Genomic DNA, 16,277 nt, shown 5'->3' on the forward strand with positions numbered 1-16,277 from the left:
GTCCATGTGGCCGACGCCGCCGCCGCGCGCGACCGCCTGATCGCGGAATTGACGCCGGGCGACGCGGTTCTCGTCAAGGGTTCCAACGGGATCGGGCTGGCCGCGGTGGTCGCGGCGCTGGCCAAACACGCAATCGGGGCAGGGGGCTGATGTTATACTGGATCGCCGAGATGCTCGGCTTCCCGGGGGCGCTGAACCTCCTGCGCTATCTGAGCTTCCGGTCGGGCGCGGCGGTGGCTACCGCGCTGGTGCTGGGGCTGATTATCGGCCCGCGCTTCATCGGCTGGCTGCGCGTCCGCCAGGGCAAGGGACAGCCGATCCGCACCGACGGCCCGCAGAGCCACCTGTCGAAGCGCGGCACGCCGACGATGGGCGGGCTGATGATCCTGACCGCGATGACGATGTCGATCCTGCTGTGGATGGACCTGTCGAGCGCCTATGTCTGGGCGTGCCTGTTCGTCACGCTCGGATTTGGCCTGATCGGATTCCTCGACGATTATGACAAGGTGCGCAAGGCGAGCACCGCAGGGGTTTCCGGCCGGGTGCGGCTGATCGGCGAATTCGTCATTGCCGGGGCGGCGGCGTACCTGATCACGCGCGGCAACGGCACGCACCTGTACGTGCCGTTCGTGTCTAATTTCTCGATCGATCTCGGCTATTTCTACATCCTGTTCGCGGCGTTCACGATCGTCGCGTTCGGCAACGCGGTGAACCTGACCGACGGGCTGGACGGCCTCGCGACGATGCCGGTGATCATCGCCTGCGTCGCGTTCATGATCATCGCCTATCTCGCCGGCAACGCCAAATATGCGGTGTACCTGGGCATTCCGCACGTGCCGGGGGCGGGCGACCTCGCCATCTTCTGCGGCGCTATCGTCGGCGCGGGGCTGGCGTTCCTGTGGTTCAACGCGCCGCCGGCGGCGGTGTTCATGGGCGACACCGGCAGCCTGGCGCTGGGCGGCGCGCTCGGCACGATTGCGGTGGTCGCGCATCATGAGATCGTGCTGGGGATCATCGGCGGGCTGTTCGTGGTCGAGGCGATGAGCGTCATCATCCAGGTGTTCTTCTACAAGCGCACCGGCAAGCGCGTGTTCAAGATGGCGCCGATCCACCATCATTTCGAGCAACTGGGCTGGAGCGAGCCGACCGTGGTGATCCGGTTCTGGATCATCGCGCTGGTACTGGCGCTGGCCGGTCTGTCGACGCTGAAGCTGCGGTGATCACCAGCCCGTCCTGGCGCGGCAAACGCTATGCGGTGCTCGGGCTGGCGCGCTCGGGCGCGGCGACGGTCGAGGCGCTGCTGGCGAGCGGGGCGGAGGTGACGGCGTGGGATGCGAACGAAGCGACGCGTGAAGATCTTGTCGATGTCGTTCAGGAACTCTCGGCAGGACTGGATCGGGTATCCCTCCAGTTTGCCGATCCGCTAACGATCAATCTCACTGGCTTCGCCGGTGTCGTGGTGTCGCCGGGGGTGCCGCTCAACCGGCACCCGATCGCGGCGAAGGCGCGCGACGCCGGCGTTCCGGTGATCGGCGACATCGAGCTGTTCGCACAGGCGCGCGGCGACCTGCCGTCGCACCGGGTGGTCGGCATCACCGGCACCAACGGCAAGTCGACCACCACCGCGCTGATCCACCATATTTGCGAGGCCGCCGGGCTGCCGGCGCGGCTGGGCGGCAACATCGGCTTGCCGATCCTTGGGCAGGCGCCGCTGCCGGAGGGGGGCGTCTACGTGCTCGAGCTGTCGAGCTACCAGATCGACCTGACCCACAGCCTCGACTGCGACGTCGCGGTGCTGCTCAACATCACGCCCGACCATCTCGACCGCTATGACGGGTTCGACGGCTATGCCGCGTCCAAGGCGCGGCTGTTCGCGATGCAATCGGCGGGACACGCGGCGATCATCGGCATCGGCGACGAGCCTTCGGCAGCGATCGCCCGGCAGATCGCGCGCGGCGGGCGTGCCGGGGATGTGACGAAGATCGCCCCCGGCGTGTGCATGGACCAGTCGCGCTGGCCGGCGTTGCAGGGGCCGCACAACGCGCAGAACGCGCTCGCCGCCATCGCCGCGTGCGAGGCGCTGGGCATCGGCAACGCGGCGATCGACGCGGGGCTGGCGAGCTTTCCCGGCCTGCCGCACCGCATGGAGCGGATCGCGGTGCGGGGCGGGGTGACCTTCGTCAACGACAGCAAGGCGACCAACCCGACATCGACCGCGCCGGCGCTGGCGGCGTTCGATCGGATTCACTGGATTCTGGGCGGCAAGGCCAAGACCGACGAGCTGGACGCCTGTGTCCCGCACTTCGGTCATGTCGCGCGTGCCTATACGATCGGCGAGGCGGGGGCGATGTTTGCGCGGCTGCTGGCGCCGCACATGCCGGTGGAGGACAGCGGCACGCTGGATGCCGCCGTCGCCGCCGCCGCCGCGCGCGCGCAGCCGGGGGAGACGGTGTTGCTGTCGCCGGCCTGCGCGTCGTTCGACCAGTTCACCGATTACGAGGCGCGGGGCCGCGCCTTTCGCGCTGCCGTGGAGGCGCTGGCATGACCGAGATCGCGCGACCCACGCCGGCCAAGGGGCTGCGCGGCCGGATGGAGGAACGGTTCGGCCGGGGCAATCAGGGGCCGATCGCGATCTGGTTCTGGGAACTCGACCGCGTGCTGCTGTTCCTCGTCTTTCTGCTGATCGCGATCGGGCTGGTCGCGGTCGCCGCCGCCAGCCCGGCGTCGGCGGTGCGCTATTCCGACGGAGCGCATCAGGTGCCGGCGATGTATTATTTCTGGCGGCAGGCGGGATGGGTGGCGCTGTCGATCCCGGTGCTGCTGGTGGTGTCGATGCTGCCGACCACGGTCGCGCGGCGGCTGGCGATCGCGGGGACGGCGGTGTTCCTGGTGCTGCTGGTGGCGGTGCCGGTGGTCGGGGTCAACGTCAACGGCGCGCGGCGCTGGATCGGCGTCGGCATCGCGCAGTTCCAGCCGTCCGAATTCCTGAAGCCGATGTTCATCGTCACGACGGCGTGGCTGCTGTCGCTGCGCGCGCGCGACCCCGATCTGCCGATGCTGTGGATCACCGGCGCGCTGACCGCGACGATCGCGGCGCTGCTGATGCTCCAGCCCGATTTCGGCCAGACCATCGTGTTTTCCAGCGTGTGGGTGCTGCTGCTGATGATTTCCGGCGTGTCGCCCAAGGCGATCGGCGCGCTGGGGGCCGCCGGGGTGGCTGGCGTGGTGTCAGCCTATCTGTTTTATCCGACCGCGCGCATCCGCATCGACAATTTCCTGTTCCCCGACCGCGAGGGCGCGGGGACCGACCATTACCAGACCGACATGGCCCATGCGACGCTGACCGCCGGCGGGTTCGCCGGCACCGGCCCGGGCGGCGGCGCGGTCAAGTTCAAACTGCCCGAAGCGCACACCGACTATATCTATTCGGTGGTGGGCGAGGAGTTCGGGCTGCTCGCCTGCGCGATCATCGCGGTATTGTTCCTGGCGATCGTGGTGCGGGTGTTCGTCAAGCTGCTGGACGAGGAGGATGCGTTCCGCCTGCTCGCCGCGTCGGGCCTCGCCGCGCAGTTCGGCGTGCAGGCGACGATCAACATGGCGGTCAACACCGGGCTGGCCCCGTCGAAGGGGATGACGCTGCCGTTCATCAGCTATGGCGGATCGTCGATGATCGCGCTGTCGCTGGGCATGGGGCTGCTGCTCGCGTTTACGCGCCGCAACCCGTATCTCACCCGCTCGCCCTATATCGTGAGGTAGGATCGGGAATGGCAATCGAGCGGCAATATGTTCTGGCGGCGGGGGGGACCGGCGGCCACATGGTCCCGGCCGCCGCGCTGGCGGCCGAGCTGGCGGCGCGCGGGCACCGCGTCGCGCTGGTCAGCGACGAGCGCGGGGTGCGCTTTCCCGGCCTGTTCGACGGGGTGCAGACGCATGTGCTGCCGGCCGGGCGGCTGGCGGGCGGGCCGATCGGCTGGGCCAGGGCGGCGCGGCACATGTGGGCCGGCCGCGCGCAGGCGATCGACTTCTACCGCGATTTCGCGCCGTCGGCGGTGATCGGCTTCGGCGGCTATCCCGCCTTTCCCGCGATGCTCGCCGCCTTTGCCACCGGGGTGCCGGCGGTGATCCATGAACAGAATGCGGTGCTGGGCCGGGTCAACCGCTTCGTCGCCGGGCGCGCCGCCGCGATCGCCACCTCCTACGCCGACGTCGCGCGGCTGAAGGACGGGTGGCGCGGCAAGACGCATCTGGTCGGCAACCCGGTGCGGCAGGCGATCCTCGACATCCGCGAGCGAACCTATCCGGTGCTGGAGGAGGACGGCATCTTTCGCGTGCTGGTGACCGGCGGAAGCCAGGGCGCGACGGTGCTGAGCCAGGTGGTGCCCGACGGCCTGGCGCTGCTGCCGATCCATTTCCGCCGCCGGTTGCAAGTGACGCATCAGGCGCGGCTGGAGGATATCGAGCAGGTCCGCGCCAAATATGCCGAGCACGGCATCCCGGCGGAGATCGCCACCTATCTGCCCGACCTGCCCGAGCATCTCGCGTGGGCGCACCTGGTGATCGCGCGCGCGGGTGCATCAACCATCGCCGAGCTGACCGCGGCCGGGCGCCCGGCGATTCTGGTGCCGCTGCCCAGCGCTACCGACGACCACCAGACTGCGAACGCGCGCGAGATCACGCGGGCGGGTGGCGCGCGGACGATCCAGCAATCGCAGTTCAACCCGGCCGAACTGGCCAAACAGATGCAGAAGCTGGGGCTGAATCCGCAGGGGCTGGCCAACGCGGCGGCGCTGGCGCGAAGCTGCGGACGGCCCGACGCGGCGCGCGACCTGGCCGATCTGGTGGAGGGACTGGCATGAAGGGCGTCGCGACCGATATCGGCGTGATCCATTTCGTCGGCATCGGCGGGATCGGCATGTCGGGCATCGCCGAGGTGATGCACAACCTGGGCTACAAGGTGCAGGGATCGGACGTCGCCGACGGCTATGTCGTGCAGGGCCTGCGCGATCGCGGCATCGCGGTGTCGATCGGCCACGCCGCCGAGAACGTCACCGACGTCGCCGTCGTGGTGACCTCAACCGCGATCAAGCGCGGCAATCCCGAGGTCGAGGCGGCGCTGAGCCAGCGCATCCCGGTGGTGCGCCGTGCGGAGATGCTGGCCGAGCTGATGCGGCTGAAATCGACCGTCGCGGTCGCCGGCACCCACGGCAAGACCACCACCACGTCGATGGTGGCGGCGCTGCTCGACGCGGGCGGGGTCGACCCGACCGTGATCAACGGCGGCATCATCAACCAGTATGGATCGAACGCCCGGCTGGGCGACAGCGAGTGGATGGTGGTCGAAGCCGATGAGAGCGACGGCAGCTTCCTGCGGCTGGACGGCACGATCGCGGTGGTCACCAACATCGACCCCGAGCACCTCGATCATTACGGCGATTTCGATACCGTGAAGGACGCCTTCGTCGAGTTCGTCGAGAATGTGCCGTTCTACGGCGCGGCGCTGCTGTGCCTCGACCACCCGGAGGTGCAGGCGATCATCCCGCGCGTGCGCGACCGGCGCATCGTCACCTATGGGTTCGCCGCCAGCGCCGACGTGCGCGGGGTCAACGTCACCCCCTATCCTGGTGGCAACCGGTTCGAGACGATCGTGCGCCACCGTGACGGCACGACCCGATCGATCGAGAATGTCGATTTGCCGATGCCCGGGCGCCACAACGTCCAGAACGCGCTGGCCGCGATCGGCGTCGCGCTGGAGCTGGGGATCGACGACGCCACCATCCAGCGCGGCTTTGCCAAGTTCGCCGGGGTCAAGCGGCGCTTCACCAAGGTGGGCAGCGCCAACGGCGCGACCATCATCGACGATTACGGTCACCACCCGGTAGAGATCCGGGCGGTGCTGGCGGCGGCGCGGGAGAGCGCGCAGGGGCGGGTGATCGCGGTGGTGCAGCCGCACCGGTTCACCCGGCTGCGCGACCTGATGGACGAGTTCCAGGGCGCGTTCAACGACGCCGACATGGTCTATGTCGCCCCGGTCTATCCGGCGGGCGAGGCGCCGATCGAGGGCGTCGACGCGGCAGCGCTGGTCGAGGGTTTGAAGCGGCGCGGGCATCGCGCGGTCGATGCGGTCGCCGATTCGGACGATCTGGCCGCGCGGCTGGCGGTCGAGGTCGCGGCGGGCGACCAGGTGATCTGCCTGGGCGCGGGCGACATCACCAAATGGGCCGCCGGATTGCCCGACGCGATCGAGAAGGTGCGCGCGGCATGAGCGATTTCTTCTCCACCGCGATGGCGATGCAGCGCGAGATCCTTCACGCGCAGAAGGCGCGGCTGGACGCCGCGCAGAAGATGCTCGACGCCGGCAGGCAGGTCGCGGCGGCGCAGGAAGTGACGCAAAAGGCCGCCGAGGCGAACCTGAAGGCGTGGAAGGCCTGGGCCGGGCTGTGGGGCTGGAAATGAGCGCGGTGTGCTACGCGCTGCCGCCGCTGCGCGGGTCGATCGAACAGCACGGCAGCCTGGCCGATTTCATCTGGTTCCGCACCGGCGGGCCGGCCGAGTGGCTGGTGCGGCCCGACGACGTGGCGTCGCTGGCGGCGTTCCTGGCGGCGCTCGATCCCGATGTGCCGGTGCTGCCGGTCGGCGTCGGATCGAACCTGATCGTGCGCGACGGCGGCGTGCCGGGCGTGGTGGTACGGCTGCCCAAGGCCATGGCGAAGGTATCGGTCGAGCCGGACGACACCGTGCGGGCCGGCGGCGCGGCGATGGGGATCACCGTCGCCAGCGCGGCGCGCGATGCCGGCATCGCCGGACTGGAATTCCTGCGCGGCATCCCCGGCACGGTCGGCGGCGCGGTGCGGATGAACGCGGGCGCCTATGGCCGCGACGTCAGCGACATATTGGTCGAGGCGACGGTGGTGACCCGCGACGGCGATATCGAGACGTGGCCGGCCGAGCGGCTGGGCTACACCTATCGGCACTCCGCCGTCCCGGCGGGCGCGGTGGTGGTCGAGGCGCTGTTCAAGGGCGCGCCGGGCGATCCCGGCACCATCGGCGCGGAGATGGACCGCATCGCCGCCGAGCGCGAGGCGTCGCAGCCGCTGCGCAGCCGCACCGGCGGATCGACCTTCAAGAATCCGGACGGGCAGAAGGCCTGGGCGCTGATCGACGCCGCCGGTTGCCGCGGATTGCGGCGCGGCGACGCGCAGGTCAGCGAGAAGCACTGCAACTTCCTGCTCAATCTGGGCGAGGCGACCAGCGCCGATATCGAGGCGCTGGGCGAAGACGTGCGGGAGCGGGTGAAGGCGGATTCGGGCGTGACGCTCGAGTGGGAAATCCAGCGCGTGGGGGTGGCGAAATGAGCGTCCCGCGCCTCTTTGCCGTCATCCCCGCGCAGGCGGGAAGCCGTTCCGGCTGGCCGCGCGAAAGAACCGCGCCGACGGCGGCAACCGATTCCTGCCTGTGCGGGAACGACGGAGATCATCTGTGAGCGTAACGCCCCTCCACATCGCCGTGCTGATGGGCGGCTGGTCCGCCGAGCGCGAGGTGTCGCTGTCGTCCGGCACGGGCATCGCCGACGCGCTGGAGAGCCTGGGCCATCGCGTCACCCGGATCGACATGGGCCGCGACGTCGCGCTGCGGCTGGCCGAGGCCAAGCCGGACGTGGTGTTCAACGCGCTGCACGGCACGCCGGGCGAGGACGGCACGGTGCAGGGGATGCTCGACCTGATGGGGCTGAAATACACCCATTCGGGGCTGGTCACCTCGGTCATCGCGATCGACAAACAGCTGACCAAGCAGGCGCTGGTGCCGCACGGCGTACCGATGCCGGGCGGGCATATGGTGCGCACCGAAGACCTGCACCAGCGCGATCCGCTGCCGCGCCCCTATGTGCTGAAGCCGGTCAACGAAGGCTCGTCGGTCGGCGTCGCGATCGTCACCGTCGAGGGCAATTACGGCAACCCCATCGGCCGCGACGTGCGCGGGCCGTGGCAGGAATTCGACGAGCTGCTCGCCGAGCCGTTCATCCGCGGGCGCGAGCTGACCACCGCCGTGCTGGGCGACCGCGCGCTGGGCGTCACCGAACTGCGCCCCAAGAGCGGATTCTACGATTACGACGCCAAATATACCGACGGGCTGACCGACCACATCTTCCCCGCGCCGGTGCCCGGGGAGATTGCCGAGGCGTGCATGACGCTGGCGCTGAAGGCGCATCGGCTGCTGGGGTGCAAGGGCTGTTCGCGGGCCGATTTCCGCTGGGACGACGAACAGGGCCTTGCCGGGCTGTTCCTGCTGGAGGTCAACACCCAGCCGGGGATGACCCCGCTCAGCCTGGTGCCCGAACAGGCGCGCCACCTGGGGATCAGCTATCCCGAGCTGGTCCAGATCATCGTCGACGAGGCGATGAAGGACGCGACGCCATGAGCCGCGCGCCCGCCCGCCGCAACCTGAAGCGCCGCCCGCAGCAGCACCGCAAGCCGGTGAAGAAGGTCGGCCTGCTCGACCGCACCGTCGCCGCGATCCCGGTGAGCGAGGAGACGCTGCGCCGCTGGACCGGCTGGGGGATGTTCGCGGCGGCGCTGGCGGTATTGCTGGCGATGGCGACGTGGCTGGGCATTCCCGGCATGGTCGGCGCGGCGATGGCGGAGGGTGTCGGCCGCGCCGGTTTCCGCGTCGAGCAGATCGAAATCACCGGACTGAACCGAATGGACCGGCTGTCGGTCTATGCGGTCGCCACCGACCAGCAATCGCGCGCGATGCCGCTGGTCGACCTGGAGCGGGTGCGCGACCGGTTGCTCGATTATGGCTGGATCGCCGACGCCCGCGTTTCCCGCCGGCTGCCCAATACGCTGGCGATCGACATCGTCGAGCGCGAGCCGGCGGCGATCTGGCAGAGCCAGGGCCAGTTGATGCTGATCGACGCCGCCGGCAAGATCCTGGAGCCGGTCGATCCGCAGGCGATGCCGCGCCTGCCGCTGGTGATCGGTGACGGGGCGAACGCGCAGGAGCCGGCCTATCAGACGCTGATGACCGCCGCGCCGGCCCTGAAAGGGAAGGTGAAGGCGGCGACCTGGGTCGGGGACCGGCGCTGGGACCTGACCTTTGCCAGCGGTGAACGGCTGATGCTGCCCGAAGGCGCGATGCCGTCGGCGCGCGCGCTGGGCAAGTTCGCCGAGATGGAGGCACGCGACCGCCTGCTGGGGCGCGGCTATCTTCGTTTCGATATGCGCAACGCCGATCGCATGGTGTTGCTGCCGGGGAAGCAGGACAATCGACCGGCGGCACAAACCGCCGCGGTGGGACAATAGGGGGCTAGGGGCATGGCAAAGACCGGACCGGAAGGATTGATCACCGCGCTCGACATCGGATCGTCGAAGGTGTCGGCGTTGATCGCGCAAAAGGGCGACGGCGGCGAACTGGTGGTGCTGGGCACCGGCCAGCGCGAGAGCCGGGGCGTACGGCGCGGCTATATCGCCGACATGGTGGCGACCGAGGCGGCGGTGCGCGAGGCGGTGGAGCAGGCGGAACGCATCGCCGGCACCAACATCGAGGATGTGTGGGTCAGCTTTTCCGCGGGCGGGCTGGTGTCCGACATCCTGAAGCTCGAGGTCGACCTGGGCGGCCACCGCGTCGAACAGGGCGACGTCGACGACCTGCTGAAGGCCGGGCGCGACGCGATCGATCCCAGCGGGCGGATGGTGCTCCACGCGCAGCCGACGCGCTACACGCTCGACGGGCTGGGCGGGGTCAAGCGCCCGCTGGGGCTGCACGCCGACCGGCTGGGGGTCGACATCCATGTCGTCGCCACCGACGGTTCGCCGGTGCGCAACCTCGACCTGTGCGTGCGTTCGGCGCATCTGGAGGTGCGCTCGATCATCGCCGCACCGGTGGCCACAGGCCTCGCCTGCCTGAGCGAGGAGGAGCGCGAGCTGGGCGTCGCGCTGGTCGAGATCGGCGCCGGCGTGACCAACGTCAGCGTATTCCGCGAAGGCGTGCTGGCCAGCCTGGCCTCGATCGGCATGGGCGCGGCCGACATCACCGACGACATCGCCTCCGCGTTCGGCACGCGCCGCGCGCAGGCGGAGCGTATGAAGTGCTTCCACGGATCGGCCAACATGAGCCCGCGCGACCATCACGAGATGATCGACGTCGCGCCGGTGAGCCATGAGGGCGGGGCGGAAGGATCGCGCATCACCCGCGCCCAGCTCAACACCGTGATCCGCGCACGGCTGGAACGGCTGATGGGCGAGGTGCAGCGCGAGCTGAAGCGGCTCGATTTCGCCGATCCGGTCGGGCGACAACTGGTGCTGACCGGCGGCGGGGCGGAGCTGCGTGGGATCGCCGACTATGCCCAGCAGGCGTTGGGCTGCACGGTGCGGGTCGGCCGGCCGCGCGGGCTGTCGGCGCTGCCCGACGCGCATTCGGGGCCGGCGTTCGCGACGCTGGCCGGGCTGGCGGCCTTTGCCGCGTCGGACCCCGTCGACCTGCGTTCGATCGAGCCATCGCGCGGTCAGACGGTGGTGCGGCAAAAGGGTCCGGCGATCTTTGGCAGGCTGATGGCGGCGTTCAAGGCGAATTATTAAGGATTTGCGACCGCCGCATGACTTTGCGCTAGGCGCGGGCAGGCGGATCGTGCAAAACATTCGATGATTTAGGGCCGGTGTTGAAGGCTCGAGGAGACCAGGCGATGAGTATCGAATTCCTTCCGCCCGAAGTGGATGAACTGACCCCCCGCATTTCGGTGATCGGTGTCGGCGGCGCCGGCGGCAACGCCATCGCCAACATGATCCGGGCAGAAGTGCAGGGCGTGGAGTTCCTCGTCGCCAACACCGATTCACAGGCGCTGAAGCAATCGTCGGCGCCGCAGCGCATCCAGCTGGGCGCGAAGATCACCCAGGGTCTGGGCGCGGGATCACGGCCCGAGATCGGCCGCGCGGCGGCGGAAGAGACGATCGAGCATGTGCAAAAGGCGCTGGAAGGCGCGCACATGTGCTTCCTGGCGGCCGGCATGGGCGGCGGCACGGGCACCGGCGCCGCGCCGGTGATCGCCAAGGTCGCGCGCGACATGGGCATCCTGACCGTCGGCGTGGTGACCAAGCCGTTCGCGTTCGAGGGCAAGCGCCGCGCGCAATCGGCCGAGGCGGGGATCGAGGAGCTTCAGAAGTACGTCGATACGCTGATCGTCATTCCCAACCAGAATCTGTTCCTGATCGCCAACGCCAACACCACCTTCAAGGAAGCGTTCGAGCTGGCCGACGAGGTGCTGCAACAGGGCGTGCGCGGCATCACCGACCTGATGGTGATGCCCGGCCTGATCAACCTCGACTTCGCCGACGTCCGTTCGGTGATGCAGGAGATGGGCAAGGCGATGATGGGCACCGGCGAGGCGAGCGGCGACAGCCGCGCGATCGAGGCGGCGCAGAAGGCGATCGCCAACCCGCTGCTGGACGGCGTGTCGATGCGCGGCGCGAAGGGCGTGATCGTGTCGATCACCGGCGGCGAGGACATGCGCCTGCTCGAGGTCGATGAGGCCGCGAACCACATTCGCGAGCTGGTCGACCCCGACGCCAACATCATCTGGGGTTCGGCGTTCAACCAGGATCTGGAGGGCAAGATCCGCGTGTCGGTGGTCGCCACCGGCATCGAGGCGGACCCGGAAGGCGCGGCGATCCCGACGCCCGTCGAAGCGCCGCGCGTGTTCTCGTTCAACGCATCGCGCCGCGCCGATCCGGCGCCCGCCGCGCCGGTCGCGACGGCATCCGAAGCCGAGGCGCCCGCGTTCGAGGCTGCGCCCGAGCCGGTCGCCGCGCCGGAGCCGGAAGCCCCGGCGGCAACGCTGCCGATCGGCGAGCCGGAGGAGGACGAGCTGGTGCTCGGCGCCGAATCGCAGGTCGATGACGAGCCGGAGCCGACCATCGCGCGGGTCGCGGAGCCGCAGCCGGAACCCTCGATCCGCCGTCGCTGGCTGACCGGGCTGTCCGACGAGCAGCCGGAAGCGGCACCGCTGGAACAGACGAAGGCGCGCTCGGGCGGCACGCTGTTCGAGCGCATGTCCGGCCGCGGCGGCAAGGCCGACGACGGCGCGGAGGAACGCGACCAGCCCGATATCCCGCGCTTCCTCCACCGCCAGAACAATCAGTGACGTGAGGCGCGTCGGGCCGGCTCGTCGCCGGTCCGGCACGTCCGGTCGACGCGGCGGCGCATGGTCATCGCCGGTTCAACGGCCGGCGGCCTGATCCGGGGGCGGATATGAGGTTTTCGACGCTTCTGCGGGTCGGCTTGTCCGCCGTGGCCCTGACGACATCACCGGCGGTGCGCGCGGGGCAGGAGGTGGTGCCACCGCCGACGCCCAACGCCGATGCGCTGGCGGCGCAGATCCGCCTGCTCGCGGCCAATCCGCGCAACGTTGGCGCGCTGCTCGCGGCGGGGGAACTCAGCGTCAAGCTGGCCGATCCCGAAGCGGCGATGCGTTTCTTCGATCGCGCCGAAGCGGTTTCACCGGGCAACGCGCGCGTACTGGCGGGAAAGGCGGACGCGCTGGTGCTGCTCGAACGGCCGGGCGAGGCGCTGGGATTCTATGACCGCGCCGAACGCGCCGGCGCGCCGATGACCGAGCATCTCGCGCAGCGTGGCCTGGCCTATGATCTGGTCGGGCAACCGGGCTATGCCCAGCGCGACTATCGCCGCGCGCTGGAGCGCGATCGCGATGATGAGACGGTGCGGCGGCTGGCGCTGTCATTGGGCATATCGGGCAGGCGCGACGAGGCGATGGAACTGCTCGATCCTCTGTTGCGGCGCAACGACCGCGCGGCGTGGCGCGCGCGCGCGCTGATATTGGCGATGAGCGGCGACAGCGCGGGCGCGGAGCGGATTGCGACCAACCTGCTCCCCAACGCCGCCGCGATGGGGCCATTCTTTCGCCGCCTGCCCGCGCTGGCACCGGCCGACCGCGCCTTTGCCGTCCATTTCGGCGAGCCGACGCCAAGCGCCGCGCGCACCGCCGACGCGCGGCTCGCCCCGCCAATGGGGGTGTTGCCGCCCGAGCCGGTGGTGGCCGCCGCGCCGCCGCCGCCGCCCGCCGTCTCCGGCAGCCCCGTCGTCACCGCGATGGCCGCACCGGACCCACGTACCCGCCGCGCCCGCGATCGGACGACGCGGGCCGCCGCCGTCGCGCCGACACCGACGCCGACGCCGGCACCTACACCGAGCCCGACCCCTGCATCGACGCCCGCGCCCGCCCCGGCGCGGGTGGCGGATAATCGGGCGACGGAGCGGATGCGTCCGCCGGCACCGGCGCCGTCAACGGCCGCCGCGCCGGCACCCACGATTGTCACCTTGCCCGCACGCAAGCCGCCGGCGACCAGTTGGGCGATGACCGCCGATGCGCCGCCGCCGGCACCGCCGCCGCCACCGCCGCCGTCACCTCCGCCTCCGGCGCCGCCACCGCCGCCGCCCCCCGCGCCCGTCTCAGTCGCGCCGGCGCGGCCTCAGCCGGAGCCGGCCCCCGCGCGCGTTGTGCCGGAGGGCGATTCCGGGCCAGCGCCCGGTTTCGGCACGCCGGCCACCGCCGCGCCGCTGCCGCGCGAACGTCAGGCAGAGGCGTCGTCGGTGCTGGCGTCGATCGTCGAGAAGATCACCATCCCCGCGTCCGAACTGGAGGTGCTTCCACCAGCGCCGCCACCTCCACCTCCGCCGCCACCTCCGCCACCGCCACCGCCGCCGGCGGCGGTAGCGCGCCCGCCTGAGTCAAAGCCGGCCGACCCGGTCCCGGCCAGGCCCGAGGCGAAGAAGCCCGAGCCGGCGAAGCCCGACACGAAGAAACCGGAACCCGCGAAACCCGACGCCAAGAAGCCCGACCCGAAAAAGCCCGAGCCAAAGAAGCCGGAGCCGAAGAAGCCCGATCCGGCAAAAGCCGAGCCGGCGCGGTGGTGGGTGCAGGTCGCCGGCGGCGCCAATGCCGCCGATCTGGGCAAGGACTGGGCGCGGCTGACCGCCAAGTCGCCTGCCGCGTTCAAGGGCAAGTCCGCGTGGACCACACCGCTGCGCGCGACCAACCGCCTGCTCGCCGGCCCGTTCAAGTCGCAGGCGGAGGCGGGCGCCTTCGTCAATCTGCTGGCCAAGGAGGGCACATCGGCGTTCGCGTGGCAAAGCCCGGCGGGGCAGAAGATCGACAAGCTCGGCGCGAAATGACCGTGCTGGCGCCGTGGGCGGCCTGTCCCGATCGCAGCCGTGGCCGGCTCCACCCCGAACCGGGGGCGGCGGAAAGGGGGCCGCGCGACGCGTTCCAGCGCGACCGCGACCGTATTATCCACTCGATCAGCTTTCGCCGGCTGCGTCACAAGACGCAGGTGTTCGTCGCGCCGGACGGCGACCATTTCCGCGTCCGATTGACCCACAGTCTGGAGGTGGCGCAGATCGGCCGCACGGTCGCGCGCGCGCTGGGTCTCAACGAGGATCTGACCGAGGCGCTGTGCCTGGCGCACGATATCGGCCACCCGCCGTTCGGCCATGCCGGGGAGGACGCGCTGGAGGCGGCGCTGGCCGGGCAGGGCGGGTTCGATCACAACGGTCACACGCTGCGCCTGTTGACCCGGCTCGATTCGCCCTATCCGTGCTGGGACGGGCTCAATCTGACGTGGGACACGCTGGAGGGGCTGGCCAAGCATAACGGGCCGATCGCGCGACCCGGCTGGGCGCTGGCGGAGGCTGACGCCGAATTTCCGCTGGAGCTGGCGTCATGGCCCTCGCTGGAGGCGCAGGTGGCGGCGCTGGCCGACGACATCGCCTATGACAACCACGACATCGACGACGGGCTGCGCGCCGGGCTGTTGACGCTCGATCAGCTGCTGGCGGTGCCGATGGTGGCGCGCGGATGGGATGCGGTGCGCGCGCGCCATCCCGACGTGGCGGAGGACCGGCTGGTGCGCGAATTGATCCGGTCGCAGATCGGCGTGATGGTCAACGACCTGATCGGCGAGACGCGCGCGGCGGTGGCCGCGGCCGGCATCGGCGACATCGCCGACGTGCGCGCCGCCGGCACCGCGCTCGCGCGCTTCTCGCCCGTGCTGCGCGAGGACGAGCGCCAGCTGAAGCGGTTCATGTACGCCAATCTCTACCATCACCCCAGCCAGCTGGAGGCGGCGGCGGTGGCGCGGCGGGTGGTCGGCGGGCTGTTCGCGGCGTATCGCGACGACCCCGCGCATCTGCCCGCCGACTGGCGGACGCGGCTGCCCACGGACGCGCCGGAGCACAGCCGCCACATCGCCGATTTCATCGCCGGGATGACCGATCGCTATGCGATCCGCCAGTATCGCGCGATCGTCGGCGAACTGGCGCTGCCCGAGGGGTTCTGACCAGCGCGCCTTGTGGCAGGGGCCGGCCTGACGTCGCGTGACCACCGCAGGTGACGTGGCCGCGCCGAGCGGCTAAGCGGCGCGGACTTTCTGCATTGGACCTGCCATGACCCTTTACGCCCGTTTCGCCGCCCATCTCGACGTCGCGCTCGATGCGCTGGTCGCCGCCGGCACGCTGCCCGCCGGGCTGGAACGCCGCGCGCTGACGGTCGAGCCGCCGCGCGATCCCAGCCATGGCGATCTGTCGACCAACGCGGCGATGGTGCTGGCCAAGCCGGCCCGGACCAACCCGCGCGCGCTGGCGGAGGCGCTGTCGGCCGAACTGGCCAAGGTGCCGGGTGTGTCGACGGTATCGGTCGCCGGGCCGGGCTTCATCAACCTCGCGCTCGACGATGCGACGTGGCGCGACGAGCTGGCGGCGATCCATGCCGGCGGCGACGGCTACGGCCGGTCGACGATGGGCGAGGGCGTCACGGTCAACGTCGAATATGTCTCGGCCAACCCGACCGGGCCGATGCACATGGGCCATTGTCGTGGTGCGGTGGTCGGCGACGCGCTGGCCAGCCTGCTCGAATTCGTCGGGCACAAGGTGATCCGCGAATATTATGTCAACGACGCCGGCGGACAGGTCGACGTGCTCGCCCGGTCGGCGCACCTGCGCTACCGCGAGGCGCTGGGTGAGGCGATCGGCGACATTCCCGAGGGGCTGTACCCGGGCGACTATCTTGTCCCGGTCGGTCAATCGCTTGCGGCGGAATATGGCGACCGCTTCGTAGGACAGCCGGAGGACGCATGGCTGGTCCTGTTCCGCACCCGCGCGGTGGCGGCGATGATGGCGCTGATCAAGGCCGACCTCGCGCTGCTGGGCATCCACCACGACCGTTTCTCTTCGGAAGCGGAGTTGCAGGCGGCGCACAAGCCCGAGGCGGCCGA

The 16,277-nt window shown here is 70.3% G+C and carries 14 protein-coding genes; all 14 read left to right on the forward strand.

Translation table 11 applies throughout. The features are described from left to right. Positions 1 to 149 precede the first annotated feature (149 nt). Positions 150 to 1,220 carry a phospho-N-acetylmuramoyl-pentapeptide-transferase gene (gene mraY / locus VNR91_RS00285; protein ID WP_325488795.1) on the forward strand — a complete coding sequence of 357 codons (1,071 nt, stop codon included), beginning with the start codon at positions 150 to 152 and terminating at the stop codon, positions 1,218 to 1,220. After that, the gene (gene murD, locus VNR91_RS00290; RefSeq protein ID WP_325488796.1) at positions 1,217 to 2,545 is read left to right on the forward strand and encodes a UDP-N-acetylmuramoyl-L-alanine--D-glutamate ligase; all 1,329 of its coding nucleotides are present in this window, start codon (positions 1,217 to 1,219) and stop codon (positions 2,543 to 2,545) included. The genes mraY and murD overlap by 4 nt, the downstream gene beginning before the upstream one ends. Beyond that, complete coding sequence (locus tag VNR91_RS00295; protein ID WP_325488797.1) at positions 2,542 to 3,756, forward strand: FtsW/RodA/SpoVE family cell cycle protein; 1,215 nt, start codon at positions 2,542 to 2,544, stop codon at positions 3,754 to 3,756. The genes murD and VNR91_RS00295 overlap by 4 nt, the downstream gene beginning before the upstream one ends. A gap of 8 nt (positions 3,757 to 3,764) precedes the next feature. Continuing rightward, positions 3,765 to 4,856, forward strand: a complete 1,092-nt coding sequence (gene murG, locus VNR91_RS00300) for an undecaprenyldiphospho-muramoylpentapeptide beta-N-acetylglucosaminyltransferase (protein WP_325488798.1) — start codon at positions 3,765 to 3,767, stop codon at positions 4,854 to 4,856. After that, positions 4,853 to 6,262 carry a UDP-N-acetylmuramate--L-alanine ligase gene (murC, locus tag VNR91_RS00305; RefSeq protein ID WP_325488799.1) on the forward strand — a complete coding sequence of 470 codons (1,410 nt, stop codon included), beginning with the start codon at positions 4,853 to 4,855 and terminating at the stop codon, positions 6,260 to 6,262. Before murG ends, murC begins: the two co-directional genes overlap by 4 nt. Continuing rightward, positions 6,259 to 6,453 (forward strand): hypothetical protein, encoded by a 195-nt coding sequence (locus VNR91_RS00310; protein ID WP_325488800.1) that lies wholly within the window; start codon positions 6,259 to 6,261, stop codon positions 6,451 to 6,453. The genes murC and VNR91_RS00310 overlap by 4 nt, the downstream gene beginning before the upstream one ends. Then, the gene (gene murB, locus VNR91_RS00315; protein WP_325488801.1) at positions 6,450 to 7,352 is read left to right on the forward strand and encodes a UDP-N-acetylmuramate dehydrogenase; all 903 of its coding nucleotides are present in this window, start codon (positions 6,450 to 6,452) and stop codon (positions 7,350 to 7,352) included. The genes VNR91_RS00310 and murB overlap by 4 nt, the downstream gene beginning before the upstream one ends. Before the next feature lie 124 nt (positions 7,353 to 7,476). Further along, positions 7,477 to 8,415, forward strand: a complete 939-nt coding sequence (locus tag VNR91_RS00320; protein WP_325488802.1) for a D-alanine--D-alanine ligase — start codon at positions 7,477 to 7,479, stop codon at positions 8,413 to 8,415. Continuing rightward, on the forward strand, positions 8,412 to 9,299 hold the full coding sequence (locus VNR91_RS00325; protein WP_325488803.1) for a cell division protein FtsQ/DivIB: 888 nt from the start codon (positions 8,412 to 8,414) through the stop codon (positions 9,297 to 9,299). Before VNR91_RS00320 ends, VNR91_RS00325 begins: the two co-directional genes overlap by 4 nt. Positions 9,300 to 9,311: 12 nt before the next feature. Next, on the forward strand, positions 9,312 to 10,574 hold the full coding sequence (gene ftsA, locus VNR91_RS00330; RefSeq protein WP_325488804.1) for a cell division protein FtsA: 1,263 nt from the start codon (positions 9,312 to 9,314) through the stop codon (positions 10,572 to 10,574). A 104-nt stretch (positions 10,575 to 10,678) separates the two neighbouring features. Next, positions 10,679 to 12,133: a cell division protein FtsZ gene (ftsZ, locus tag VNR91_RS00335; protein ID WP_325488805.1), complete on the forward strand. Its 1,455-nt coding sequence runs from the start codon at positions 10,679 to 10,681 to the stop codon at positions 12,131 to 12,133. A 146-nt stretch (positions 12,134 to 12,279) separates the two neighbouring features. Then, entirely contained in the window at positions 12,280 to 14,181 is a 1,902-nt protein-coding gene (locus tag VNR91_RS00340) for an SPOR domain-containing protein (protein ID WP_325488808.1), read from the forward strand. After that, positions 14,178 to 15,344: a deoxyguanosinetriphosphate triphosphohydrolase gene (locus VNR91_RS00345; protein ID WP_325488806.1), complete on the forward strand. Its 1,167-nt coding sequence runs from the start codon at positions 14,178 to 14,180 to the stop codon at positions 15,342 to 15,344. The genes VNR91_RS00340 and VNR91_RS00345 overlap by 4 nt, the downstream gene beginning before the upstream one ends. 106 nt (positions 15,345 to 15,450) lie before the next feature. Continuing rightward, the coding region (gene argS, locus VNR91_RS00350; RefSeq protein ID WP_325488807.1) for an arginine--tRNA ligase at positions 15,451 to 16,277 on the forward strand (827 nt) is incomplete at its 3' end.

This window comes from Sphingomonas sp., from assembly GCF_035555815.1.
GTDB lineage: Bacteria > Pseudomonadota > Alphaproteobacteria > Sphingomonadales > Sphingomonadaceae > Sphingomonas.

What these genes read in the sequence shown, in the direction of transcription:
- ftsA (WP_325488804.1), top strand. Translation starts at nt 9,312, where the DNA reads ATGGCAAAGACCGGACCGGAAGGATTGATCACCGCGCTCGACATCGGA.
- murB (WP_325488801.1), top strand. Translation starts at nt 6,450, where the DNA reads ATGAGCGCGGTGTGCTACGCGCTGCCGCCGCTGCGCGGGTCGATCGAA.
- VNR91_RS00345 (WP_325488806.1), top strand. Translation starts at nt 14,178, where the DNA reads ATGACCGTGCTGGCGCCGTGGGCGGCCTGTCCCGATCGCAGCCGTGGC.
- murC (WP_325488799.1), top strand. Translation starts at nt 4,853, where the DNA reads ATGAAGGGCGTCGCGACCGATATCGGCGTGATCCATTTCGTCGGCATC.
- VNR91_RS00325 (WP_325488803.1), top strand. Translation starts at nt 8,412, where the DNA reads ATGAGCCGCGCGCCCGCCCGCCGCAACCTGAAGCGCCGCCCGCAGCAG.
- mraY (WP_325488795.1), top strand. Translation starts at nt 150, where the DNA reads ATGTTATACTGGATCGCCGAGATGCTCGGCTTCCCGGGGGCGCTGAAC.
- VNR91_RS00295 (WP_325488797.1), top strand. Translation starts at nt 2,542, where the DNA reads ATGACCGAGATCGCGCGACCCACGCCGGCCAAGGGGCTGCGCGGCCGG.
- VNR91_RS00310 (WP_325488800.1), top strand. Translation starts at nt 6,259, where the DNA reads ATGAGCGATTTCTTCTCCACCGCGATGGCGATGCAGCGCGAGATCCTT.
- murG (WP_325488798.1), top strand. Translation starts at nt 3,765, where the DNA reads ATGGCAATCGAGCGGCAATATGTTCTGGCGGCGGGGGGGACCGGCGGC.
- ftsZ (WP_325488805.1), top strand. Translation starts at nt 10,679, where the DNA reads ATGAGTATCGAATTCCTTCCGCCCGAAGTGGATGAACTGACCCCCCGC.